Below are 22,302 nucleotides of genomic sequence, written 5' to 3' on the forward strand. Positions count from 1 at the left end.
CCAGTTTCCCATGACCCGAGGTCAGGGCAGGCGCAGCCCGGAGGTGGCGGAGAACACGTGCAGCTCGTCGGCGCGAATCCGCAGGTGCAGCGTGTCACCCATGGCCGGCGGCGTACGCGGGTCGACCCGGACGACGACGTTGGGCCGGGTGTCGTCGGCGTCGGTCTGGGCCAGCTTGCCGTAGACGAAGGCGTCCGAGCCGAGCTCCTCGACCAGGTCGACCTTGATCGGCAGGGCGCCTTCTTCGCTGGTGGCGATCTCCAGAGCCTCCGGCCGGAAGCCGAGAGTCACGGTGTCGCCGTCGGCCGCGGCGATGGTCTCGCGGGTCAGCGGCACGCGCGCGCCACCCACCTCGGCGCCGTCGGCCGTGAGCTTCGCGGTGGCGAGGTTCATCGCGGGCGAGCCGATGAACCCGGCGACGAAAGCGTTCGCGGGCCGGTCGTACAGGGCGCGCGGGGTGTCGCACTGCTGCAGCAGGCCGTCCGACAGCACGGCGACGCGGTCACCCATCGTCATGGCCTCGACCTGGTCGTGCGTGACGTACACGGTGGTGACACCGAGGCGGCGCTGCAGCGCGGCGATCTGCGTACGCGTCGACACGCGCAGCTTCGCGTCGAGGTTCGACAGCGGCTCGTCCATCAGGAAGACCTGCGGCTCGCGCACGATCGCGCGGCCCATCGCGACGCGCTGGCGCTGACCACCGGAAAGCGCCTTCGGCTTGCGGTCGAGGTAGTCCACGATGTCGAGCAGCTTCGCGGCCTCCAGGACCTTCTGCTTGATCTCGGACGCGGGACGCCCGGCGATCTTCAGCGCGAAGCCCATGTTCTGCGCGACCGTCATGTGCGGGTACAGCGCGTAGTTCTGGAACACCATCGCGATGTCGCGCGAGCGCGGCGGCAGCTGGGTGACGTCGCGGTCGCCGATCCAGACGGCGCCGTCGTCGATGTCCTCGAGGCCGGCGAGCATGCGCAGGCTGGTCGACTTGCCGCAGCCGGACGGGCCGACCAGCACCAGGAACTCGCCGTCGGCGATCTCCAGGTCCAGCGCGTCGACCGCGGGGCGCTCCGAACCGGCGTAGCGCCGGGTCGCCTTGTCGTAGGTGATGGAAGCCATCGGTCAGTCCTCTCCGAGATTCCGCCGGACCCCGTACGCCGCTTCGCGGGCTTCGAGGTGGCGCTGCTGGATCCGGTGGCCCTCGGCGCGCTGCGCCTCGGTCGGCTCGTCCAGCTCGAGCCTCGTTTTCGTGTTTTCCTGCCAGGACGGGGGTTCCGCGCTGGAAGTCAGGGCCCACGCCGCCTGCCGCGCCGCGCCGATGGCGACGTACTCGGCGACTTCGGGCAGCTGCACGGGGACGCCGAACACCAGCGGCGCGACCGCGCGGACGGCGGCCGACTGCGCGCCCCCGCCGATCAGCAGCACGCGGCGGACGTCGAGGCCGTGCGCGCGCACCGCGTCGAGGCCGGCGGCCAGGCCGCAGAGCATGCCTTCGACGGCGCTGCGCGCGAGGTTCTCCGGCGTCATGTTCGCCCGGGTCAGGCCGGTCAGGGAGCCGGTGGCGCCGGGCAGGTTCGGGGTGCGCTCGCCGTCGAGGTAAGGCAGGAAGGTCAGGCCGCCGGCGCCGGGCTCGGCCCGCAACGCGAGCCGGTCGAACTCGCTCAGCGTCGCGCCGAGCATGCCGGCCGTCGCGGTGAGGACGCGGGCGGCGTTGAGCGTGCAGGCGAGCGGGAGGAACCGGCCGGTGGCGTCGGCGAACCCGGCCACCTCGCCGGACGCGTCGGCCGCGCCGCTTTCGGCGACGCCGAACACGGTGCCGCTGGTGCCGAGCGAGACGACGACGTCGCCGGGCTGCAGTTCCAGCGCCAGCGCGGCGGCCATGTTGTCGCCGGTGCCGGCCGAGACGAGCACTCCGCCGGGGGTGTGGCCGGCGGTGTCGGCCGGCCCGAGGACGGTCGGCAGCTCCGGCGTCCGGCCGCCGAAGGCGTGGGCCAGGACGTCGAGGCGGTAGGCGTTGTCGGACGGCGAGAAGTAGCCCGTCCCGGACGCGTCGCCGCGGTCGGTGACCGGGGCGCCGCCGGTGAGCTTCCAGGTCAGCCAGTCGTGCGGGAGCAGCACGCGGGCGACGCGGTCGGCGAGCTCGGGCTCGTTGTCGGCCAGCCAGCGCAGCTTCGTGACGGTGAAGCTGGCGACCGGCACCGAGCCGACGGACTTCGCCCAGACCGAGGGCCCGCCGAGCTCGTCGATGAGGTCGAGCGCCGACTGCGCGGACCGGGTGTCGTTCCACAGCAGTGCGGGGCGGACGACCTCGTCGTTCTCGTCGAGGGTGACCATGCCGTGCTGCTGGCCGCCGACGCCGATGGCCTTGACGTCGTCGAGCAGGCCCTTGGCCGCCTCCTGGAAGGCGTCCCACCAGGCGGCGGGGTCGACCTCGGTGCCCTCCGGGTGCGGCGCGCGGCCGGTGCGGACGATCTCACCGGTGCGCGCGTCGCACACGACGACCTTGGTCGACTGCGTGGACGAATCGATGCCGGCCACCAGCTCAGCTGTCATAGGGCTGCCCCTCTGCGACGTGTTCGACGATCTCGATCGCGGTACCGGCGTTGAGCGCGGCCTCGATCTCTTCGGTCGGCGTGGTCTCGCCGGTGATGAGCAGGTCGTAGTCGCCGACGTCGCCGTGCCCGTAGGTGGCGGTCCGGCCGAACTTCGAGTGGTCGACGACGAGAACCGTCTGGTTGGCGACCTTGAGGGCCGCCTTCTTGAGCTCCGCGTAGTCGCGGTCGGGGTGGAAGAGCCGCCCGACGGCGACGGCGGTGACCGAGACGAACGAGATGTCGGCGCGGATCGAGTCGAGGAGGTTCAGGACCTCGGGACCGGCGCAGGAGTCGTACTCGGGGGAGTAACGGCCGCCGGCGAGCACGACGTCGACCCGCGGGCCGAGCAGGCGGGCGGCGTGCAGCGAGTTGGTGACGACGGTGAGGGCGTCGATCTCCGCCAGGCGCTTGACCAGCGGGAGGAGGGTGGTGGAGTCGTCGACGAAGACGGTCTGCCCGGGCTGGACGTGGTTCGCGGCCGCCTCGCCGAGGGCTTCTTTTTCGCCGTGGTGGAGGGTGTCGCGGAAGCGGGCGGCGGTCTCGATGGTGAGCGCCGGGTAGGCCTCGACCTTGCCGCGGAGCTTGCGCAGGAGGCGGCGTTCGGCGAGGTCGTCGAGGTCGCGGTGCATGGTCATGAGGCTGACCCGGAACCTCGTCGTCAGGTCGTCGATGCGGGCTTCGCCGTGCTCGATGACGTGGTCGAGGATGTCCTGCCGCCGCTGTTCGACGACGGCATCGGACGGCCGGGTCTTCCGGTCTCCAGGTGCTGTGCCGCCGCTCACACCGCATTCTTACCAGATTTATCGCCCGGAGTTAACAGAAAACTCGATAACTCTTCTCGCGTCGGCCAGAACGCACTTTCACGTCGTGAGGGAGCGGATCGAGCGGATCGCCTCCGGGATCGCGTGGACCAGGCCTGACGCCGACGTCGGCGCGTTCTGGGCCGCGATCGCCCCCGCCAGCGAGTGCACGTGGGCCGCCGCCGCGGCCGCCAGCCACGGGTCCAGGCCCGCCGCCAGCACCGCTCCCACCAGCCCCGACAGCACGTCGCCCGAGCCCGCCGTCGCCAGCCAGGCTCCGCGCGGCGTGTTCACCGCGACCCGGCCGTCCGGGGCCGCCACGACCGTGACGTGCCCCTTCAGCAGCACCACCGCGTCGTACTTCTTCGCCGCTTCGCGCGCAGCCTTCACGCGGTCCGCGCCCGGCTTCCGGCCCATCAGGCGCTCGTACTCCCCCGCGTGCGGCGTCAGCACCAGCGGTGTGTCCGGGTCGCGCGCGTCCAGGACCTCCGGGGACTTCGCGATGATCGTCGTCGCGTCGGCGTCCGCGCAGACCGGGACGCCCTGGCCGAGCACGTGCCGCAGCACGTCGCGGCCCTCAGAACCCGTGCCGATGCCCGGCCCGACCGCCCACGCCTGGACGCGGCCGGCGTCCGCGACCGTGCCCGTCGCGATGATCTCCGGCCACTGCGACCGGACGACGTCGGCCGCGTGGCCCGCGTAGCGCACCAAGCCGGCCGTCGCACGGACCGCCGAGCCCGCGGCCAGCACCGCCGCGCCCGGGTACGTCGCCGAGCCCGCCGCGATCCCGACCACGCCCTGGCTGTACTTGTCGTCCTCCGGCCCCGGCACCGGCCAGGCCGCCGCGACGTCGACGATGTCGAGCCGCCGCAGGTCGGGATCCACCAGCTCGAGACCGATGTCGACCAGCACGACCTCGCCGCACCAAGACGGCGCCAGCGCATGCACCGGCTTGAGCGCGCCGAACGTCACCGTGCGGGTCGCCTTCACCGCCGGGCCGTCGACCGCGCCGGTGTCCGGGTCGACGCCGCTGGGCAGGTCGACCGCCACGATCGGCGCTTCCACCAGGTCCACCAGCCGCGCGGCGTCGGGCCGCAGCGATCCGGAAGCCGAAATCCCGACGATCCCGTCGACGACGACGTCGGCCTTCGCGATCCACTGTGGACCGTCCTCGGCGGACACCACCCGGCCGCCGGCGCGCTTCAGCGCTTTGAGACCGGCGGGGTGCGCCTTCTCGGGCTTCAGCAGGATCGCCGTCACGGCCACTCCGCGCCGCCGCAGGAACGCCCCGGCCCAGAGCGCGTCACCGCCGTTGTCGCCGGAGCCGACGAGCAACACGACCCGGCGGCCGGATACCGCGCCGGTGTGGTCTTCGAGCAGGTCGGCGATCTGGACCGACAAGCCGAACGACGCCCGTCGCATCAGCTCGCCCTCGGGCGTGACGGCGAACGCCCGCCCCTCCGCCTCGCGAATCCGTTCCGTGGTCCAGATTCCCTGCACGGCGAAGGCCTCCCGCTACTCGACAGTCACCGACTTCGCCAGGTTACGCGGCTTGTCGACGTCGTACCCGCGGGCGCGGGCGATCTCCGCGGCCAGCACCTGCAGCGGCACCGTGGACACGAGCGGCTGCAGCAGCGTCGGCACCGCGGGGACCTCGATGAGCTCGTCGGCGAACGGCCGGACGGTCTCGTCGCCCTCTTCGGCGATCACGATCGTGCGGGCGCCGCGGGCCTGGATCTCGCTGATGTTCGACACGAGCTTCGAGTGCAGCACCGCGCGGCCCTTGGGCGACGGCATCACGACGACGACCGGCAGGCCCTCTTCGATCAGCGCGATCGGACCGTGCTTGAGCTCGCCGGCCGCGAAGCCCTCGGCGTGCATGTACGCGAGTTCCTTGAGCTTCAGCGCGCCCTCGAGCGCGACCGGGAAGCCGACATGGCGACCGAGGAAGAGGATGGCTTTCGAGTCCGCGATCCGGCGGCCGAGGTCGCGCACCTGGTCCACAGTGGACAGTACCTTCTGGACGGCCGCGGGCATCGCCTCCAGCTCGGCGAACTCGCGCGCGACCTCGTCCGGGTACTTGGTGCCGCGGGCCTGCGCCAGCGCCAGGCCGACCAGGTAGTTCGCCGCGATCTGGGCGAGGAACGCCTTGGTCGACGCGACACCGATCTCGGGCCCGGCGTGCGTGTAGAGGACGGCGTCGGACTCGCGCGGGATCTGCGCGCCGTTGGTGTTGCAGACGGCCAGGACGCGCGCCTTCTGCTCACGCGCGTGCCGGACGGCTTCGAGCGTGTCCGCCGTCTCGCCGGACTGGGAGACGGCGACGACCAGCGTGTCGCGGTCGAGGACCGGGTCGCGGTAGCGGAACTCCGACGCCAGCTCGACCTCGACCGGCAGCCGCGTCCAGTGCTCGATGGCGTACTTGGCGACCAGGCCGGAGTGGTAGGCCGAACCGCAGGCGACGACGAAGACCTTGTCGACGTCGCGGAGGTCCTGGTCGGAGATGCGCTGCTCGTCGAGGATGATCCGGCCGGACTCGAAGTGCCCGCGCAGCGTGTTGGCCAGCGCCTCGGGCTGCTCCTCGATCTCCTTGAGCATGAAGTACTCGTGGCCGCCCTTTTCGGCGGCGCTGAGGTCCCAGTCGACGGTGAACGGCTTCGCCTGGGCGGCGTCACCGTGGAAGTCCAGGACGTCGTAGCCCTCGCGGGTGATGACGACGAGCTGGTCCTGCCCGAGCTCGACGGCCTCGCGGGTGTGCTCGATGAACGCGGCGACGTCGGAGGCGACGAAGTGCTCGCCCTCCCCGACCCCGACGACCAGCGGCGACGACCGGCGCGCGGCCACGATGGTGTCCGGCTCGTCGGCGTGCGTCACGACGAGGGTGAAGGCGCCTTCGAGGCGGCGGCAGACGGCGGCGACGCTCGCGGCGAGGTCCCCCTTGGTTTCGCCGTCGGTGTAGGCGCGGGCGACGAGGTGCGCGGCGGTCTCGCTGTCGGTGTCGCTGGCCATCTCGACGCCGTCGGCCTCGAGCTCGGCGCGGAGGGTGGCGAAGTTCTCGATGATGCCGTTGTGCACGACGGCGACGCGCTGCGAGGCGTCGCGGTGCGGGTGCGAGTTGCGGTCGATCGGCGCGCCGTGGGTGGCCCAGCGGGTGTGACCCATGCCGGCGGTGCCGGTGATGCTGTCGCGGCCGACCTTGTCGAGCTCGGCTTCCAGGTTGGCGAGCCGGCCCGCCTTGCGCTCGACCGTCAGCGCACCGGCGCCGTCGAGGACCGCGACACCGGCCGAGTCGTACCCGCGGTACTCCATGCGCCGGAGCCCGCCGAGGACCACGTCCAGAGCCGGGCGGTGCCCGACATATCCCACGATTCCACACACGCGCACCAGCCTAACGAGGGACGTTCGGCGGGTTGACGGGGTCCGCGAACGGGCCTTGACCTGCGCGGATGCGACGCCGGGTGGTCCGGACCAATGCGGGGTAACCCACACGTGTGGCCGCCTGCCGCAAGCGCCCCAATGTGGCGTTCGGTGCGCCCCACGCATCCAATGTGGCGTTCGGTGCGTCCCACGCACCCAACGTGGCGTTCGGTGCGCCCCACGCACCCAATGCCACATCGGGGCGCTCGGGTCGGGGGGCGAGCGGCGGGCGAGCCGAGGCGGGTGCGCGCGGTCGCAACTGGCCGGCGCCCAGGACCGCGCCCACCGGAGCGGCGGGCGAGCCGCGGCGCGACGCGCACAGTAGGGTTCGCGCCATGGCCAGCAAGCCCAAGCAGTTGCTCGCGGAGTTGACGCACCCGGGTCCGCACGAGGTCCTGCGGGGCGATCTCGCCCTGGTCGGGCTGCCCGGCGTGGTGTTCACGCCGCGCGCCGGGCTCGGCCTGCCGGCCGTGGCCTTCGGGCACGGGTGGCTGCAGCCGCCCGATCGGTACCGGCAGCTGCTGCACCACCTCGCCAGCTGGGGCATCGTCGCCGCCGCGCCCGCGACCCAGCGGGGCCCGCTGCCGTCGCACCGGCTGCTCGCCGCCGACCTGCTGACCACCCTCGACGTCGTCACGACCGTGCGGCTCGGGCCGGACGGCATCAGCGTCGACCCGGCCAAGCTCGGCCTCGCCGGGCATTCGACCGGTGGTGGCTCCGCCGTCCTCGCCGCGGCTCAGGACGCGCGCGCCGAAAATCCCCGGATCAAGGCCGTCGCGACCATCACCGCCGCCCAGACGCTGCCGCCGGCCACCGAGTCGGCGAAGGCCATCACCGTCCCCGGGCTGCACCTCGCCGCCGAGGAGGACCTCGTCGCCCCGAAGATCGGGCACGCCGAGGCGATCACGAACTCCTGGGGCGGCGAAGACGTCCAGCTGCGCACCCTCGGCAAGTCGACCCACCTGGGCGTCACCGAGGGCCGGCACTGGTCGCAGCTGATCATGCACGGCAAGCCGCACCGCAAGACGCAGCAGCTCACGCGCGCGCTGTTCACGGCGTTCTTCCTGACCCACCTGACCGGCACGGACAAGTGGCGGCCCCTGCTGGAAGCCGACGTCAAGCGCGCCACCATCGACCGCGAAGAAGAACCCGCGCACTGACACGAAAAGGGCCCGGCCGAAGCCGGGCCCTTCCGAAGAACCTCAGACCAGCCAGCTCGTGCTGGAGAAGTCGTCGTCGTCCTCCACCGGGCGCGCGTGCCGCCCCCGCTTCGGCGACTCCGGCGCGGCGGGCGCGGGAGGCACCGGAGGTTCCGGCTCCGGCCGGGGCGCCGCCGCCGAGGGCACCGGCGTCCCGTAGCTCGGCGTCGGGTACGGCGTGCGGCCGGTGGCCGCTTCCTCGTCCTCGACGCCGAACTCCATCAGCGACTCGCGGCCCTTGTCGGCCAGCGTCTTCTCCGTTGCCCAGCCACCGGCGCTCTGCTTGCGCTTGTTGAGCTCGTCCATGTGCTCGGCGTACTTCTGCGCGGCGGCGAGCTCGTTCTTCAGCCCCTCGCGGGCCTGCGTCTCGGCCTCCGCGACCCGGCGTTCGCGCAGCCCCCGCTGCTCGTCCTGCTCGCGCGCCGCGGCGTCCATCGTCGAGATCGCCGCGCGATACCGATCTTCGGCGCTGCTCATCGGCCCTCCTCAGCCCTGGTCACCGGTCGTACCGGATCGAACGGTCACCCTCGTCGTCCAGCGAGCCGCTGATCCGGCCCTTGGCGCCGCTCGTCTCGAAGACGCCACCCTCGATGCGGTACTGGCTGGGCCCGCGCTGCTGGTCGCCGCCGCCACCGCCACCACCCGGGGCGCCACCCATGCCGCCCATCATGCCGCCCATGCCACTCATCCCGCCGGACGAGTTCGCCGCGGCCTGGTGGCCACCCGAGTCGACCGGGGTCGCGCCGAGCCCGCTGCCGTCGGCCATCGGCATCGACGCGTCGCTGCCCGACTGCGCACCGGGGTCCAGCGACACGGCGCCGGCGAAGTCCGCCGACCCGCCGCCCGTGACGGCGGACCCGAAGTCGCTCGCCCCGGCCGTCGTCGTCGAGTCTCCGCCGCCACCGCCGGCCACGCCGGAGTCACCGCCACCGGCACCCGCGTCGGCCACCGCGATCGCGGGCTCCGCGCCGACGCTGCCACCGCCGCCGAAGTCGCCGGAGAAGTCCTGGCCGCCGGGGGTGGTGAAGCCGCCCCCACCCGAAGCTGCCGCGCCCTGCGTAAAGGCCGGGTCGGGGTTCGCCGGAGCCGGGTCCTTCGCCGACGGCAGCTCGGCGTCCGCATCGTGCTTGATCGCGGAGCCGCTGCCGTCGGTGGCCGCCGGGTCGGTCTTGAGGTCGCTCGCCTTCGGGTCGTCCTTCTCGTCGAGCGTGTACGTCGTCGGCTCGCCCTTGCCGTCGTCGACGGTCACGATCGTCGGACCGTCCGGACCCTCGGGCCGCTCGGCCGTGATCTCGAGGTTGCCGTCCTTGATGTGGATCTTTCCGTCGGGACCCGGCTTGTAGCTGCCGTCGGCCGAGGGCTGCCCGTCCTTGACGGCCTGCTGCGAGCCCTGCGGGCCGAAGCTGCTGTCATCGGCCTTGGCGCCGTCCTTGCCCTCCTTGCCGGCTTCGGCCTTGTCGTCGTCACCCCAGTCGAGGTGGTAGTCCTTCTTGTTGCCGTGGCCGTCGTCCACGGAGATGTCCTGCTTGCCCTCCTTGTCGGGCTCGGACATCTCGATCGTGTTGTCGCCCTTCTTGACCGACACCGTGTCGGTGTCGTCGGTGTCCTTGATGGCCTCACCGGTCGTCGGGTCGATCGGGTACGGCTTGCCGGTGTCCGGGTCCATCTCGAGGGGCTTGCCGGTGATCGGGTTCTTCCCGTCCTCGGGCTTCGCCGGGTCCTCGGTCGCGGGCGGCTCGGCCGCCGACGGCGTCGTGCTGCCCCCGCCGCCGGTTCCACCGCCGGTACCGCCGCCCGTGCCTCCCCCGGTGCCGCCGCCCGTGCCGCCGCCGTTGTCGTTCTTGCCGGGGCCGCCGGTGTTCTCCTTGCCCTTGTCGGTGCCGCCGTTGTCGGTGCCCTTGGCCTCGGTGAGCTGGTTGCGGTAGCCGTCCATGAACCGCTCGAGCGCGCCGAACTGCTGGTCGATCGTGTCCTTGGCGGACTTGCAGGAGCCGTTGAAGGCGTCGATCAGGCCCCGGTACTCGGTCGAGAACGCGCCGTCGCGCCAGTAGCGGCAGACGTCGCGGCCGTACTCCTTGTTCTCGTCGTTGAAGCCGCAGTCGTCGTTCTGCAGCCGCTCGGCGAGGTTCGTCTGGTTGCCGTTCTTCGCGTTGACGGCGTCGACCCAGCCGGCGACCTTCATGAAGTCGTCGAATTCCTCGGTCTCGCCGTTCGCGATCTTGAGGACGTCCCTGGCCATGGTGATGTCGGCCTGGGCGATCGTCGTGCGGTGCAGCTGCAGGACCTCGTCGACCTTCTTCTTGACGGCGTCGTAGACGTGCGTCACGGTCTGCGGGATCAGCTTCGCGGCGCCGTCGATCTGCTGCGAGAGCTCCTTGGCGTGCGGCTTGATCGCCTCGTCGTACTTGATCTCCGCCGCGTTCGCGCCCTTGCCCTTCCACTCCCCGAAGAGGGTCTGGAGCTCGGTGTCGCTCTTGGTCAGCGTGTCCTCGACGACCTTGTGCGCCTTGGCGAGGTCGTCGGCCTCGGTGAGGAACTTCTGGAACTGGATGCCGCGGTTCTCGTGGAACTTGTCCTTGAGGTCCTTCTGGGCGTCGAGCTGGCCCGTCCCGCCCTTGATCTTGTTCCAGATGTCGTTGGTCCACAGCACCAGGAAGTCGACGGTGACGTTGCCCTGGTCGAGCATTTCGTCGGAGGTCTTCGCGCCGACCCCCAGCGTGGGCGTCGCGATCGCGTCGAGGTTCTTCTTCGCCGTGTTCTTGCGGTCGGTCTGGGCCTGCTGCTCCTTGCCCTTCGCCGCGCCATCCTGCTGAGCTTCCTTCAGCCGGTTGTCGACGTCGTCGCCGGAACCGATGGACGGCGTCTTCGCGTCGAGCCAGGTCCGGTCGGAATACCCGTCGATGTATTCCTTGGCGTACTTCTCTTCTTCCTCGTTGAAGTTCCAGGTGTTGTCGTCGTACGCCTCCATGAGCGCGGACTTCTTTTCCATGGAGACGTTCGGGTCGTCGAGGACCTTCTTGATTTCCGCCCAGTCCGCCATTACTTGCTCCCCGCCGAGTTCGCCTGCGCGCCGGCGTGCGACTCCTGCGCGGTGTACTTCGAGCCGGCGGTCCCGATTCCGCTGCCGAGGTTCATCAGCGCGTTCGACAGCCCGGTCATGCCTGCGCCGATCTCGTCGATCCCGGACTTGTACTTGCTGTAGCCGTCACCGTGGACACGGCCGAAGTCCGCCTGCGCGATCTCGGTCGGCGCGACCTTCTTGGCCTCGGCGGCCGGGTCGTCCGCGACGTCGTTGAGGCGGACCTGCGCCCGCGTCATCGCCTCAGAACTCGCTTCGTAACCGTTTGGCATGGTCGGCTTCCCCCTTCGATCCACAGCCCTTGTTCCGGGTGTCGAGACTGTGACGCACCCGGACGCCGTTCGGTGCCGTCGCAGATGCACACAGAGTCTAGCGTTCGGCCGAGCGCCGGACCTGGGCTTTGCCCAAGTGCACTCACCCGGTGGGGTGCTGCGCGGCGACCGCTTCGGAAATGACTTCGGCGACGCCGCGGACGTCCACCAGCCGGTCGAGCTCGTCCAGGTCGACGGAGACGCCGTAGCGCACCTCGACCCGGGCGAGCAGCTGGACGCGCTGCCGGGAGGTCATGCCGATGTCGTCGAACGGCGTCGTGTCGGTCAGCCGTTCGAGCGGGAGCTGCAGCGCGGTGCAGACGATCTTCCGGATCTCGTCGGCGTGGGCGGCCGGGTCAGTCATGGCGCCCATTCTCGCCCCACCAGCGATCACGGGCGGCGGCTCGGGCGACCTTGCCGCTGGAGGTCCGCGGCACCGCGCCCGGCGGGACCAGCCACAGGGCGCGCAGCGGCAGGTCGTGGCCCGCGGAGACGGCCCGCCGGACGGCCCTTTCGACGTCGTCGTCCGGTGCCGCGCAGCCGGCGACGACCGCGACGCCCTCGCCGTGGTCGTCCCGCACGGCGAACGCGGCGACGCGCCCGGCCCGAATGCCCGCGTGCGCGGCCTCGACAGTGGCCTCGATGTCCTGCGGGTGGTGGTTGCGGCCGTCGACGATGATCAGGTCCTTCAGGCGCCCGGCGACGTACAGCTGTCCTTCGTGGACGAACCCGAGGTCGCCGGTGCGGAGCCAGCCGTCTTCGGTGAAGGTCTCCCCGCGGTCCGGCCGGCCCCAGTAACCGTCGGCGACGTTCGGACCGGACACCCAGATCTCTTTGTCGACAATACGAATCCGCTGCCCGTACGGCCGCCCCACGGACACCAGCTCGCCGCCGTCGAACGTCGTGATCGTCGGGCCTTCGTCGCCGGCGCTCGTGACGAACACCGTCGCCTCCGCCAGGCCGTAGCACGGCTTGAGCGAGGTGCGCGACAGCCCGTAAGGAGCGAAGGCGTGACTGAAAGCGTCGAGGCTGGCCGCGCGGATCGGCTCGCTGCCGTTGAGCACGGAGTTGACGTGCGAGAGGTCGACGTCTTCCAGCTCCCCCGCGGCCTCGGCGGCCAGGTCGAAGGCGAAGTTCGGCGCGGCGGTGATCGCGCCGGGGTGCTCGGCCAGCAGCCGGATCCAGCGCAGCGGGTCGCGGACGAACTCCATCGGCGTGAAGAACACCGAGTGCGCGCCGAGGAAGACGGGCACGCCGACGAGCAGGATCAGGCCCATGTCGTGGAAGAACGGCACCCAGCCGGCGAGGTGGGCCGACGCGTCGGCGTGGTAGCACCGCGTGGTCTGCCAGCACGCGGCCACGAGCGCCCGGTGCGAGATCACCGCGCCGGCCGGGCGGCTCGTCGAGCCCGACGTGTACTGCAGGTACGCCGGGTCGGTCATCGCCACCTCGGCGGGCGGCTCGGCGTCGTCGGGCCCGATGTCCTCGATCGCGAGCAGGACGCCCGGTGGCGACGGGACTTTCTCCAGGAGGTTCGCCGAGGTCAGGCAGGCCGCCGGGGTGGCGTCCGCGAAGGCCGACTCGATCCGGGTGCGGCCGGTCCGGCCGGTCGGGACGGACAGGGGCACCGCGACGCGGCCCGCGTAGAGCGTGCCGAGGAACGCGATGACGTACCCGAGGTCCTGGCGGGCGACGATCGCCACCCGGTCGCCCGGCCGGGTGAACCGGCGCAGCTCACGCGCGACCCCGCGGACGCGGTCGAGCACCTGGGGCCAGCTCAGGGTGTGGTCGGTGGGACCCGGGAAGGTGCGGCACGTGAACGCGGGGCGGTCTTCGCTGGCGTTGCGGAGCAGGTAATCCGTGAACGGGGTGGTCAGGACCTCATCCGGGACGTCTGCGGGCGGCACGGGCCCATCCTGCCCTACCGTGGGCAAGCGATGGACGAGTTCGAGCGGCACGGGATCGGCGTGGTCTCCGGCCGCGACGCGTGCGTGCACGCCCTGCGCTCCCCCGATCTGACGTCCGATCCCGGTGGCGGCTCGCCGAGCGTCCTGCTGCGCGACGGCGACGGCCACGCGCGGGTGCGCGGGGTACTGCGGGAGATCATCGCCGGGCTGGAGCCGCTCCCGGACTCCGTGCGTGCGTCGATCGAAGCCGTCGTGGGCGGCCTGGGGTCGTCGTTCGACCTCGTGCGCGACTTCGCTCGGCCGGTGGCGGGCGCGGTGACGTCGGCGGTGCTGGGCGTGCCCCTCGACGACGTCTTCCTGGACCACCTGGAGAAGACGACGGCGAACCTCGACGTCTTCGGCGGCGCCGACCGCACCGGGCAGGCGTCGGCGTTCCGGCTCGCGGTGCAGCTGAGCCGGGCGGCGGCCGGGCCGGGCGGGTTGACGGCGTTGCGGGAGGCCCACGCGGCCGGCCGGCTCGATGAAGACGAGCTGATGCTCAACCCGGTGGTGCTGGCGCACGCCGCCTACGAGAACTCGCTGAACTTCCTGGCGTGCGCCGGGCTGGAGCTGGCTTCGTCGCCCACGCCGAAAAGCGTGCGCGAGCTGGTGACGTCGATCTGCCCGGCCCGGTACGTCCTGCGCTTCGGCCCGGACGGCCCGCTGGCGGTGTCCCTGACCGACGGGCTCCCGTTCGGCCTGGGCCGCCACGCGTGCCCGGGTTCGGGAGTCGCGCTGGCCGAGGGCGAGATCGCCCTCGGCGCGTTGGCGAAGCTCCTCGACGGCGGCTGCGAAGTCGGCGACGTAGGGTGGAAGACCCACTCGGTGTTCCACGGCCTGGCGAAGGCCGTGGTCACCCGGTCAGGAAACCGCTGAGACGACGCCCGCCAGGCGGTCGGCCGCGGCCTGGGCCGTCGCCTGGGCCGTCGCCTCCACCATCACGCGGACCAGCTGCTCGGTGCCGGACGGGCGCAGCAGCACCCGGCCTTCCTCGCCCAGCTCGGCCTCGACCTCGCCGACGGCGTCGCGGACCTCGCTCGAGTCCGCCACCGCCGCCTTGTCCGCGACCGGGACGTTCACCAGGACCTGCGGGAGCCGGTTCATCACGGCCGCCAGGTCTTCGAGGGACTTGCCCGTCTCGGCCATGCGGCTCATCAGGCGCAGCGCCGTGAGCAGGCCGTCGCCGGTGGTGGCGTGCGCCGGCAGCACGACGTGGCCGGACTGCTCGCCGCCGAGGGCGAAGCCGCTCGCGCGCAGCTCCTCGAGGACGTACCGGTCGCCCACGCCCGTCGTGACGACGGTGATGCCGTGGGCCTTCATGGCCAGGTGCAGGCCGAGGTTGCTCATCACGGTCGCGACCAGCGTGTCCTTGGTCAGCTCGCCCGCCTCGGCGAACGCCAGCGCCAGCACCGCCATGATCTGGTCGCCGTCCACCAGCTCGCCGGCGGAGTCGACGGCCACGCAGCGGTCGGCGTCGCCGTCGTGGGCGATGCCCAGGTGGGCGCCGTGCGCGACGACCGCCTCGCGCAGCTTGTCCGGGTGGTTCGAGCCGCAGTGCTCGTTGATGTTGACGCCGTCCGGCTCCGCGTACAGCGCGACGACCTCGGCGCCGGCGCGGCGGTAGACCTCGGGGGCGGCGGCCGACGACGCGCCGTTCGCGCAGTCGACGACGACCTTCAGCCCGGCGAGCGTGTGCGGCGTCGCGCCGAGCAGGTGGGTGACGTAGCGGTCGAGGGCGTCGTCGACGTCGTGGACGCGGCCCACGCCGGCACCGGTCGGGCGGACCTTGCCGTCCGCGAGACCGGCCTCGATCTCGTCCTCGATGCCGTCGGGGAGCTTGTGCCCGCCCGAGGCGAAGAGCTTGATGCCGTTGTCGGGCATCGGGTTGTGCGACGCGGAGATCATCACGCCGAGGTCGGCCTCGAGCGAGCCGACCAGGTAGGCGACAGCCGGCGTCGGCAGCACGCCGACGCGGAGCACGTCGGCCCCCGCGGAGGTGAGGCCCGCCACGACGGCGGCCTCGAGCATCTCGCCGCTGGCGCGCGGGTCGCGGCCGACGACCGCGACCGGCCGGTGCGAGCGGTCGTGCGCGGCGAGCACGCGGGCGGCGCTGGCCGCCAGCGCCAGCGCCAGCTCCGGCGTCAGCTCGGCGTTGGCCAGGCCACGTACGCCGTCGGTACCGAACAGGCGTGCCATCGATGGACCTCCTCAGTGTGGTTGCGGCAGCGCAACCGACCACGACAACCTAGCGACCCTGCCGGGCCGCACTACCCCACCCCCGAGTGTCGCCCCCGACCCCGGAAACGACACAGTGCTCGTTCGTTACCAATCCGACCACAGTCACGGCCGAACCGGCCCGTAACAACGGTTGCGTACCGCTCAGGGGCCGGCCTGCTTTTGGCCGGATTGGTAACCCCCCGGAAAACGCCGAAGCGCCCATCCGATGGACGGATGGGCGCTCCGGTGGGTTGCGCCAGAGGCGCGATCAGCGCTTGCTGTACTGCGGGGCCTTGCGGGCCTTCTTGAGGCCGTACTTCTTCCGCTCCGTGGCGCGCGCGTCACGGGTCAGGAAGCCGGCCTTCTTGAGGGCCGGGCGGTCGTCGGCGTCGACCTCGATGAGCGCACGGGCGATCGCCAGGCGCAGCGCGCCTGCCTGACCCGAGACGCCGCCACCGTGCAGGTTGGCGAAGATGTCGAACGAGTCCGGCTTCTCGACCAGGACCAGCGGGTCACGGATGAGCTGCTGGTGCACCTTGTTCGGGAAGTACTCCTCGAGGGTGCGGCCGTTGAGCTTGAACTCACCGGTGCCGGGGACGACCCGCACGCGGACGACGGCTTCCTTGCGGCGGCCGACGGTCTGCGCGTTGCCACCGGCGGCACGCGACGGGCGCGGCGCGGCAGCGCTCTCGCTGGTCGCCGCGGGCGTCTCGCTCGTGGCGGCCGGGGTCTCGCTGGTCGCCGCGGGGGTCTCGCTCGTGGCGACCGGAGCTTCGGTGGTCGCCTCGGCCGGGGCCTCGGTGGTCACCTCGGCGGGGGTCTCGCTGGTCTCGACGGCGCCGGACTCGGTCGCCTCGGTCGTGACCTCGGCGGTCTCGGGCTCGGTGCTGGTCACAGACTGTTCCTCACTCACTGCGCGACCTGCGCGATCTTGGTGATCTCGCGCACCTGCGGCTGCTGCGCGGTGTGCGGGTGCTGCGGGCCGGCGTAGACCTTCAGCTTCTTCGCCTGGGCGCGGCCGAGCTTGTTCTTCGGCAGCATGCCCTTGACGACCTTCTCGAGAAGGTGCTCGGGCTTGGTGTCCAGCAGCTCGCCGAACGAGCGCTTCCGCAGACCGCCCGGGTAACCGCTGTGCCGGTACGCGAACTTCTGCTCGCGCTTGTTTCCGGTGAGCGCGACCTTCTCGGCGTTGACGATGATGACGAAGTCACCGGTGTCCACGTGCGGGGCGTAGGTCGGCTTGTGCTTGCCGCGCAGCAGCGTGGCGACCTCGGTCGCGAGCCGGCCGAGCACGACATCCTCGGCGTCGATCACGTGCCAGGCACGAGTGACGTCGCCGGGCTTGGGGCTGTACGTGGGCAAGGGTCTACCTCGTCGTCAACATTGCGTGTGGGTTATGTGCGGGCCTAGCGCGCTGATGCGCCGCAACGCACAACGACATATGAAGATACCCGCACGTCCACCGCCTCTGTGCATCGGGGGTGGCTTGGAACGCCCACCCGGGGCTCCGACCGGCCCGGGCGCAGCCGGACTCTACCGGGTTTTCCCGCCGAAGTGCCTGCACGCACCGCCCCGACACGCGAGGATGAGACGATCCGGGCACGCACCGGACAGCCCAGTCGAGCAGGGGACGGCGATGAAGAAACGACCGATGGCGATCTTCGTCCTGGGCGCCGTCCTGGCCCTGGTCAGCGCCTGCGGCACGGCGAAGGCGGGCACGGCGCTGCCGAAGGGCGACGACGCGGCGGACTACGTCGGCGGCAAGTTCGAGCAGGTCATCGGCAAGCTCGGGGACGCCATCACCGACACGCGCGACGTCACCAACTCGCTGGACGCCTACTTCAAGTTCGACGACAAGTGGATCCACAGCACCGTGACGTCGGCCCGCACCGGCAGCCCGGAGAACCGGGCGGTGCGGCACCGGTCGCAGAAGAACCCCGACGAGATCATCGACACGTACACGCCGGCCGCCGGCGCGGTCGAGTACACCTACCTCGGCCCGATGTACGTCCAGAAGGGCGTCTCGCCGACGGCGTGGGTGTCGATGCCGAAGCCCGAGGCCGGCCTGATCCTGCCGTGCGCCTGGGGCGGGGTGCTGACCCCGTGCCGGATGGCCGACTCGACCGTGGACGCCTACCAGGCCGACAAGCGCGCGGTCCGCGGGGCCAAGAGCCTCGGCGACGGGAAGACCGCGCTGACCGTGAACGTGCCGTTCGAGATCTTCGTCAAGAACAAGGTCGAGATCCTGCCGTCCAGCATCACGAGCCAGGTCGGGCCGGAGCTGAAGAAGGCCATGGTCCCGACCACGATCACGCTGAACCCGGACGGCAGCCTGGTCTCGTTCGTGATGGACGCCAAGTTCTCCGGCGACGGCCACCAGCTCGAGCTCAAGTACGACTTCCGCTTCACCGGCAAGGCCAGCCTGCAGGACATGCCGAAGCTGCCGGACGCGTCGCAGATCACGGTGCTGCCCGACCGGGCGGCCATGGACGACTTCTACCGCCGGCTCGGCGAAGCGCAGGGCAGCTGAACCGTGGCCACGACCCGAGGTGACCTCCGATGACTCAGCCGCCCGACCCGCAGCAGCCCCAGTGGTGGCAGCCGCCGGCGAACCCGCCCGGAGCCCCTTCCGGGTGGCAGCCGGAGCAGCAGCCGACCGGTCCGCACGCCGGGCAGTGGCAGCAGAACGCCGACCAGGGCGTGGCTTCCGGTTCCTACACCGGCCAGTGGAACCAGGCGCAGCAGCCCGGCACGAGCGGGTCGTTCTCGGGGCCGTGGCAGCCGGGGCAGCCCGCCGGCGGCCCGTGGCAGCCGCCGTCCCAGCCGACTCCCCAGCAGCCGGGCACGCCCGGCGGCGGGTGGCAGGCTCAGCCTTCCCAGCAGCCTTCCGGACCGCAGTACGGGGGCGGGTTCCAGCCCACGCAGTACGGCGGCCTCGGTGCGTTCGCTCTCGCGCCGGAGAAGAAACCGAAGTCGAAGAAGCCGCTGCTGATCGCCGGCGCCGTCGTGCTGGTGCTCGTCGTCGGCGGCGGGGCGGCGTGGCTACTGGGCGCGTTCCGCGGGAACGTCCTCGAGCAACGGTCCCTTGAGGACGGTGTGGTCAAGGTCCTCAACGAGAACTACGGCGAGCCGGACGTGAAGAACGCGCAGTGCCCGGCGAACGAAGCCGCCGAGAACGGCACGACGTTCGACTGCACGGTGAAGATCGGCGGGCAGGACAAGAAGGTGACCGTGCGGGTGCTCAACGACCGGCCCGAGTACGAGGTCGGCGCGCCGCACTGAGCTTTCCCTTGCCACGAAACAGCTCTGTTGCCGTGAAACCGGCTCTGTTGCCGTAAACCGACTCTGTTGCGGTAAAAACGAAAACGGCGGGCCCCGCACCGAAGTGCGGGCCCGCCGTGGTTTCCGGGACTACCGGCTCAGAACAGGCCTTCGACGGCGCTGTCCGTCGACTGGTAGCCGTCGGCGATCTGCGGCAGCGCGGCGGCGATCTGCGCCAGAACCTGCTTCAGGTCCTCGAACTTCTCGTTCCACTTGCGCTGGGCCGCGTCGTACTGCTCCTTCGCGGAACCGGTCCACGTGGTGACCAGCGGCTTGAGGTCGTCCTGGAGGCGGTCGAACGCCTGCTGCAGCTCCCCACCGGTCTGCGTGCAGTCGTCCGCGGCCGCGCGGATGGTGGCGTAATTTACGACAATGCCGGCGCCATCAGGCATGATGTGCTCCTTCAGTTCTCAAGAATTCGGGGTGAATGAAAGGGAAGATCGGGGTGAAGCTCAGCCGAGCGCGTCGAAGCCGCGGTTGACGGCTCCCAGGATCTCCTGCTGCTGCTGCTCGGACTTCTCGTACTTCGAACCGGCCTCGCGGAGCAGTTCCGCGATCTGCTGGAGGGCCTGGTTCATCTGACGGGCGTCGTCGTCGAAGCGCAGCATGACGTGGTCGAACGCCTTCTGGGCGTCGCCCTGCCAGCCGGCGCGGGTGGCCTCGATGCGGTCGCGCAGCGTGGACAGGTTCTGGTCCATCCCCGCGCGGACCTCGGTGACCTTGCCCTCGGCATCGGTGAACTGGGCGACTGTTCCCTGGAATCCAGCCATGCTGGAACCCCCTTCTTAAGAGTGGTGGTCGGCCGTAACAAGTCTTGTTCGTTTGTACGGCCCTACGACGCAGACCTTGCCATGTCCGGTTCCCCCTTGTCGTGCTTTGCCCGCAAGTAGTTGCTTGCGTGAACGCTCGCACCGGGAACCGGTCGCCGCGGGTATTGCCCGATCGACCCGACATCGCGACGCGTCACCCGAAAATGCGTTCTCCACCAGCGTTGTTAGCACACGCACAGCGATCACCGACCGGCAGTCAGGCGTCGCGTTTCATGATTCGCATCTGGGAAAAGTCTTCGTCCTCGTCACCCGTTCGAGGGGCACGAGCGGAGGATTGCGAACGCGAAGGAACCGAATCGGCCGGATCCGGAACCCCCGGGACCGGCAAGCCGCGGGCACGGCGGAACCGTTCGGCGGCGGCGCGCAGCGTGCCGGGAGTCGGGTCGCCGGACTTCGCGCCGCGGCCGCTGCGCTTCAGCAGTTCGACGTTTTCGCTGTGGTGGCGCCGGCTGCGCGCCTTCGCGTTCCCGGTGACGCGCCGGGCGTGCGTCACCGCGTCTTCGCCGGTGCGCCGGAAGGCGGACGCGGCGCTTTCGAACTCTTCGGAAGGCACCGCGTGCCCTCCTCTCTCAGTTGAGGATCTCGACCGTGCGCACGGCCTGCGTGCAGGCGGCGGCGACCCGGTCGCGCAACTGCGCCGTGGCGTACTGGCAGCCGACGTGGACGCGGATCCGGCCCTTCGCCACGACGTACCAGTCGACCTGGAGGTCGGGGCGGTCCTTCTTGATCTCGTGGTAGCCGATCACGGTCTTGCCGGCGTAGGAGAGGGCCGGGTTGAACGCACTGTAGTGCTCGGGATCGCGGTCCGCGCCGACTTTGAGCTCGTCCGCGAGCTTCTGCGGGTCCGCCGTCGCGTCGTAGTCCATGACGAACTCCTGGGCGACCAGGAGGTCGTTGCCGTCGCGCGACTCCTGCGGGTGGATCACGACCTGCCGCTGGGCGACCCGGTCGTCGGTCTGCACCCAGTCCTCGGGCGACACGAACTTGAAGTCGTACTGCGAAAGGGTCCGGCCGGTCTCGGCCTGGCCGCCGGAGTCGGCGAACACGAAGATCCCGGTGACGACGAGCGCGGCCACGACGACCACGGCGCCGGCGACGATCCCCCAGAGCTTCCCGCGGCCGGGCTTCTTCTCCGGCGACGCGGTGGCCCCGCCGGGGCGGTTGCCGGGCGGGCCGGACGGGGTGGCCTGGCCGGCGGGCGGGGTCCACGGCGGCCGGGCCACCGGCTGTCCGTGGGGTGGTGACGGCGGCGGCCCCGCGCGGTTCGGGAACCCGTTGGCCGGCGGGACCGGCGTGCGCGGCGGCGCCGGGCGCGGGGCGACGTCGCCGGGGCGGACGACCTCCGTGCGCTGCGCCGCCGGGTTGAGGGCGCCGCCCGGCACCGCGCCCAGCCGGGCCATCGCCTCGCCGGGCAGCGCGCCCGTGCGGTCCGGGTCCACCAGCACCGCCCGCAGCGCGCCGCGCGCGACCACCGTCTCGGGCTGGTCGAGGCTCGTCGGCACGACGCCCGTGCGTTCGTGCACCAGCCGCGAAATCATCGGGATCCGGCTCGACCCGCCGACCAGGAAGATCGCCGTGAGCTGCTTCGGCCGCAGGCCGGCGTCGCCGATCGCCGCGACCGTCAGCTCCACCGCGCGCCCCAGCGGCGCCGTGATGAGCCGTTCCAGGTCTTCACGCGTCACGTGCGCGTCCGCGAACGGCGGCGGCATCGGCACGTCGGTGTAGGCGTGCCGCGACAGGGTTTCCTTGGCTCCTCGCACGTCCTGGCGCAGCACGCGGCGGCGGCGCCGGTCGACCAGCTCCCGCCCTTCGACGAGCTGGCGCCACGCGTCCTGGTCCGCCCCGGCCACGAGCGCGCCGACGTGCTCCAGCAGCGCCTGGTCGATGTCCGCGCCGCCGAAGGCCGGGTCGCCCCGGGTGGCCAGCACCTGGAAGCCGCCGCGCTGCGGGCGTCCGGCGCGATCGCGCGCTGTGTCCGGCGGCAGCCGCCGCACCACGCTGACGTCGATCGTGCCGCCGCCGAGGTCCAGCACCGCCAGCGCGTCGCCGGGGCGGCCGCTGAACTCGACGGTGCGGTCGTTCGTCACGTCCTGCGGGGCGAACGTCGCCGCGTGGTAGACCGCCGCCGCGACCGGCTCGGGCACCAGCGCGACCTCGCGCGCCAGCCCGCCGGCCGCCTGCCGCAGCAGCCGGGTGCGGATGGCGCCCCAGTCCGCGGGGTGGGTCAGCACCAGCAGGTCGACCTCGGCTTCGCCGGCGAGGCGGCGGGCCTCGGCGACCGCGCGGCCCAGCACGGCGTGCACGACGTCGGTGACGCGCAGGACGCTGTCGCCGAGCAGCAGATCACCTTCGTCGATCCGGCGCTTCGGGTTCGGCTCGTACCGCGACGGGTCGACGGCCGCCTGCCGCTCGGCCTCCTGGCCGACGAACAGCGTGCCGTCCGCCGCCGCGAACACCGCCGAGGACATCAGCGGCTGGCCGTCGATCACCACGACCTGCGGATCGCGCCCGTTCACCGAGGCGACGACGCAGGTGCTCGACGTCCCGAAGTCCACCGCAACCCGGACCGTCACCAGCAGCTCCCGAAAAACTTG

At 71.6% G+C, this 22,302-nt stretch carries 21 protein-coding genes; 4 read left to right on the forward strand and 17 right to left on the reverse strand.

Features of this window, described 5'->3' with window-relative positions; genetic code table 11:
• Nucleotides 1-21 precede the first annotated feature (21 nt).
• The 5 genes from ugpC to glmS all read right to left on the reverse strand — a co-directional run bounded on the left by ugpC (nucleotide 22) and on the right by glmS (nucleotide 6,766).
• On the reverse strand, nucleotides 22-1,113 hold the full coding sequence (gene ugpC, locus AB0M59_RS34175; RefSeq protein ID WP_364623739.1) for a sn-glycerol-3-phosphate ABC transporter ATP-binding protein UgpC: 1,092 nt from the start codon (nucleotides 1,111-1,113) through the stop codon (nucleotides 22-24).
• A 3-nt stretch (nucleotides 1,114-1,116) separates the two neighbouring features.
• Entirely contained in the window at nucleotides 1,117-2,547 is a 1,431-nt protein-coding gene (xylB, locus tag AB0M59_RS34180) for a xylulokinase (protein ID WP_364623741.1), read from the reverse strand.
• Nucleotides 2,537-3,370 carry a DeoR/GlpR family DNA-binding transcription regulator gene (locus AB0M59_RS34185; RefSeq protein WP_364623743.1) on the reverse strand — a complete coding sequence of 278 codons (834 nt, stop codon included), beginning with the start codon at nucleotides 3,368-3,370 and terminating at the stop codon, nucleotides 2,537-2,539. Before AB0M59_RS34185 ends, xylB begins: the two co-directional genes overlap by 11 nt.
• Before the next feature lie 78 nt (nucleotides 3,371-3,448).
• Nucleotides 3,449-4,888, reverse strand: coding sequence for an NAD(P)H-hydrate dehydratase (locus AB0M59_RS34190; RefSeq protein ID WP_364623745.1), 1,440 nt, complete (start codon nucleotides 4,886-4,888; stop codon nucleotides 3,449-3,451).
• 15 nt (nucleotides 4,889-4,903) lie between these two features.
• Nucleotides 4,904-6,766, reverse strand: a complete 1,863-nt coding sequence (gene glmS / locus AB0M59_RS34195) for a glutamine--fructose-6-phosphate transaminase (isomerizing) (RefSeq protein ID WP_364623747.1) — start codon at nucleotides 6,764-6,766, stop codon at nucleotides 4,904-4,906.
• Between the two features lie 374 nt (nucleotides 6,767-7,140).
• Between glmS and AB0M59_RS34200 the strand changes: the two genes are divergently transcribed.
• Entirely contained in the window at nucleotides 7,141-7,965 is an 825-nt protein-coding gene (locus AB0M59_RS34200; protein ID WP_364623749.1) for an alpha/beta hydrolase, read from the forward strand.
• Nucleotides 7,966-8,007: 42 nt separating this feature from the next.
• Here AB0M59_RS34200 and AB0M59_RS34205 read toward each other — a convergent pair whose 3' ends face one another.
• From AB0M59_RS34205 to AB0M59_RS34225, 5 genes are all read right to left on the reverse strand, one after another.
• Nucleotides 8,008-8,481: a hypothetical protein gene (locus AB0M59_RS34205; protein WP_364623750.1), complete on the reverse strand. Its 474-nt coding sequence runs from the start codon at nucleotides 8,479-8,481 to the stop codon at nucleotides 8,008-8,010.
• A gap of 19 nt (nucleotides 8,482-8,500) precedes the next feature.
• Nucleotides 8,501-11,044, reverse strand: a complete 2,544-nt coding sequence (locus AB0M59_RS34210; protein ID WP_364623752.1) for a WXG100 family type VII secretion target — start codon at nucleotides 11,042-11,044, stop codon at nucleotides 8,501-8,503.
• On the reverse strand, nucleotides 11,044-11,322 hold the full coding sequence (locus AB0M59_RS34215; protein ID WP_364623754.1) for a hypothetical protein: 279 nt from the start codon (nucleotides 11,320-11,322) through the stop codon (nucleotides 11,044-11,046). Before AB0M59_RS34215 ends, AB0M59_RS34210 begins: the two co-directional genes overlap by 1 nt.
• A gap of 175 nt (nucleotides 11,323-11,497) precedes the next feature.
• A complete protein-coding gene (locus tag AB0M59_RS34220) occupies nucleotides 11,498-11,758 on the reverse strand; it encodes an acyl carrier protein (RefSeq protein WP_364623756.1) in 261 nt (86 codons plus the stop codon).
• Entirely contained in the window at nucleotides 11,751-13,301 is a 1,551-nt protein-coding gene (locus tag AB0M59_RS34225; protein ID WP_364623758.1) for a fatty acyl-AMP ligase, read from the reverse strand. Before AB0M59_RS34225 ends, AB0M59_RS34220 begins: the two co-directional genes overlap by 8 nt.
• Nucleotides 13,302-13,331: 30 nt before the next feature.
• Between AB0M59_RS34225 and AB0M59_RS34230 the strand changes: the two genes are divergently transcribed.
• Nucleotides 13,332-14,216 carry a cytochrome P450 gene (locus tag AB0M59_RS34230; RefSeq protein WP_364623760.1) on the forward strand — a complete coding sequence of 295 codons (885 nt, stop codon included), beginning with the start codon at nucleotides 13,332-13,334 and terminating at the stop codon, nucleotides 14,214-14,216.
• Here AB0M59_RS34230 and glmM read toward each other — a convergent pair.
• From glmM to rplM, 3 genes are all read right to left on the reverse strand, one after another.
• Nucleotides 14,202-15,536: a phosphoglucosamine mutase gene (glmM, locus tag AB0M59_RS34235; protein ID WP_364623762.1), complete on the reverse strand. Its 1,335-nt coding sequence runs from the start codon at nucleotides 15,534-15,536 to the stop codon at nucleotides 14,202-14,204. The two genes, AB0M59_RS34230 and glmM, sit on opposite strands and share 15 nt — an antisense overlap.
• 289 nt (nucleotides 15,537-15,825) lie before the next feature.
• Nucleotides 15,826-16,365, reverse strand: coding sequence for a 30S ribosomal protein S9 (gene rpsI, locus AB0M59_RS34240; RefSeq protein ID WP_364623873.1), 540 nt, complete (start codon nucleotides 16,363-16,365; stop codon nucleotides 15,826-15,828).
• A gap of 101 nt (nucleotides 16,366-16,466) precedes the next feature.
• On the reverse strand, nucleotides 16,467-16,919 hold the full coding sequence (gene rplM / locus AB0M59_RS34245; protein ID WP_284745421.1) for a 50S ribosomal protein L13: 453 nt from the start codon (nucleotides 16,917-16,919) through the stop codon (nucleotides 16,467-16,469).
• Nucleotides 16,920-17,193: 274 nt separating this feature from the next.
• Between rplM and AB0M59_RS34250 the strand changes: the two genes are divergently transcribed.
• Both AB0M59_RS34250 and AB0M59_RS34255 read left to right on the forward strand, forming a co-directional pair.
• On the forward strand, nucleotides 17,194-18,087 hold the full coding sequence (locus tag AB0M59_RS34250; RefSeq protein WP_364623764.1) for a hypothetical protein: 894 nt from the start codon (nucleotides 17,194-17,196) through the stop codon (nucleotides 18,085-18,087).
• Nucleotides 18,088-18,116: 29 nt separating this feature from the next.
• Nucleotides 18,117-18,839, forward strand: a complete 723-nt coding sequence (locus tag AB0M59_RS34255; RefSeq protein WP_364623766.1) for a DUF4333 domain-containing protein — start codon at nucleotides 18,117-18,119, stop codon at nucleotides 18,837-18,839.
• A gap of 137 nt (nucleotides 18,840-18,976) precedes the next feature.
• Here AB0M59_RS34255 and AB0M59_RS34260 read toward each other — a convergent pair whose 3' ends face one another.
• The 4 genes from AB0M59_RS34260 to AB0M59_RS34275 form a co-directional block, all read right to left on the reverse strand.
• Nucleotides 18,977-19,270, reverse strand: coding sequence for a WXG100 family type VII secretion target (locus tag AB0M59_RS34260; RefSeq protein WP_364623768.1), 294 nt, complete (start codon nucleotides 19,268-19,270; stop codon nucleotides 18,977-18,979).
• 60 nt (nucleotides 19,271-19,330) lie between these two features.
• Nucleotides 19,331-19,648: a WXG100 family type VII secretion target gene (locus AB0M59_RS34265; protein WP_364623770.1), complete on the reverse strand. Its 318-nt coding sequence runs from the start codon at nucleotides 19,646-19,648 to the stop codon at nucleotides 19,331-19,333.
• A gap of 256 nt (nucleotides 19,649-19,904) precedes the next feature.
• A complete protein-coding gene (locus AB0M59_RS34270) occupies nucleotides 19,905-20,261 on the reverse strand; it encodes a hypothetical protein (RefSeq protein WP_364623772.1) in 357 nt (118 codons plus the stop codon).
• Between the two features lie 16 nt (nucleotides 20,262-20,277).
• Nucleotides 20,278-22,281 carry a type VII secretion-associated protein gene (locus tag AB0M59_RS34275; protein WP_364623774.1) on the reverse strand — a complete coding sequence of 668 codons (2,004 nt, stop codon included), beginning with the start codon at nucleotides 22,279-22,281 and terminating at the stop codon, nucleotides 20,278-20,280.
• Nucleotides 22,282-22,302: the final 21 nt, after the last annotated feature.

It is taken from the genome of Amycolatopsis sp. NPDC051371, from assembly GCF_040682155.1.
GTDB lineage: Bacteria > Actinomycetota > Actinomycetes > Mycobacteriales > Pseudonocardiaceae > Amycolatopsis.

Coding starts and splice junctions, on each gene's coding strand:
- ugpC (WP_364623739.1), bottom strand. CDS start 1,113: ATGGCTTCCATCACCTACGACAAGGCGACCCGGCGCTACGCCGGTTCG.
- AB0M59_RS34200 (WP_364623749.1), top strand. CDS start 7,141: ATGGCCAGCAAGCCCAAGCAGTTGCTCGCGGAGTTGACGCACCCGGGT.
- AB0M59_RS34230 (WP_364623760.1), top strand. CDS start 13,332: ATGGACGAGTTCGAGCGGCACGGGATCGGCGTGGTCTCCGGCCGCGAC.
- AB0M59_RS34220 (WP_364623756.1), bottom strand. CDS start 11,758: ATGACTGACCCGGCCGCCCACGCCGACGAGATCCGGAAGATCGTCTGC.
- AB0M59_RS34255 (WP_364623766.1), top strand. CDS start 18,117: ATGACTCAGCCGCCCGACCCGCAGCAGCCCCAGTGGTGGCAGCCGCCG.
- AB0M59_RS34265 (WP_364623770.1), bottom strand. CDS start 19,648: ATGGCTGGATTCCAGGGAACAGTCGCCCAGTTCACCGATGCCGAGGGC.
- glmM (WP_364623762.1), bottom strand. CDS start 15,536: ATGGCACGCCTGTTCGGTACCGACGGCGTACGTGGCCTGGCCAACGCC.
- AB0M59_RS34260 (WP_364623768.1), bottom strand. CDS start 19,270: ATGCCTGATGGCGCCGGCATTGTCGTAAATTACGCCACCATCCGCGCG.
- xylB (WP_364623741.1), bottom strand. CDS start 2,547: ATGACAGCTGAGCTGGTGGCCGGCATCGATTCGTCCACGCAGTCGACC.
- AB0M59_RS34250 (WP_364623764.1), top strand. CDS start 17,194: ATGAAGAAACGACCGATGGCGATCTTCGTCCTGGGCGCCGTCCTGGCC.
- AB0M59_RS34205 (WP_364623750.1), bottom strand. CDS start 8,481: ATGAGCAGCGCCGAAGATCGGTATCGCGCGGCGATCTCGACGATGGAC.
- AB0M59_RS34210 (WP_364623752.1), bottom strand. CDS start 11,044: ATGGCGGACTGGGCGGAAATCAAGAAGGTCCTCGACGACCCGAACGTC.
- AB0M59_RS34215 (WP_364623754.1), bottom strand. CDS start 11,322: ATGACGCGGGCGCAGGTCCGCCTCAACGACGTCGCGGACGACCCGGCC.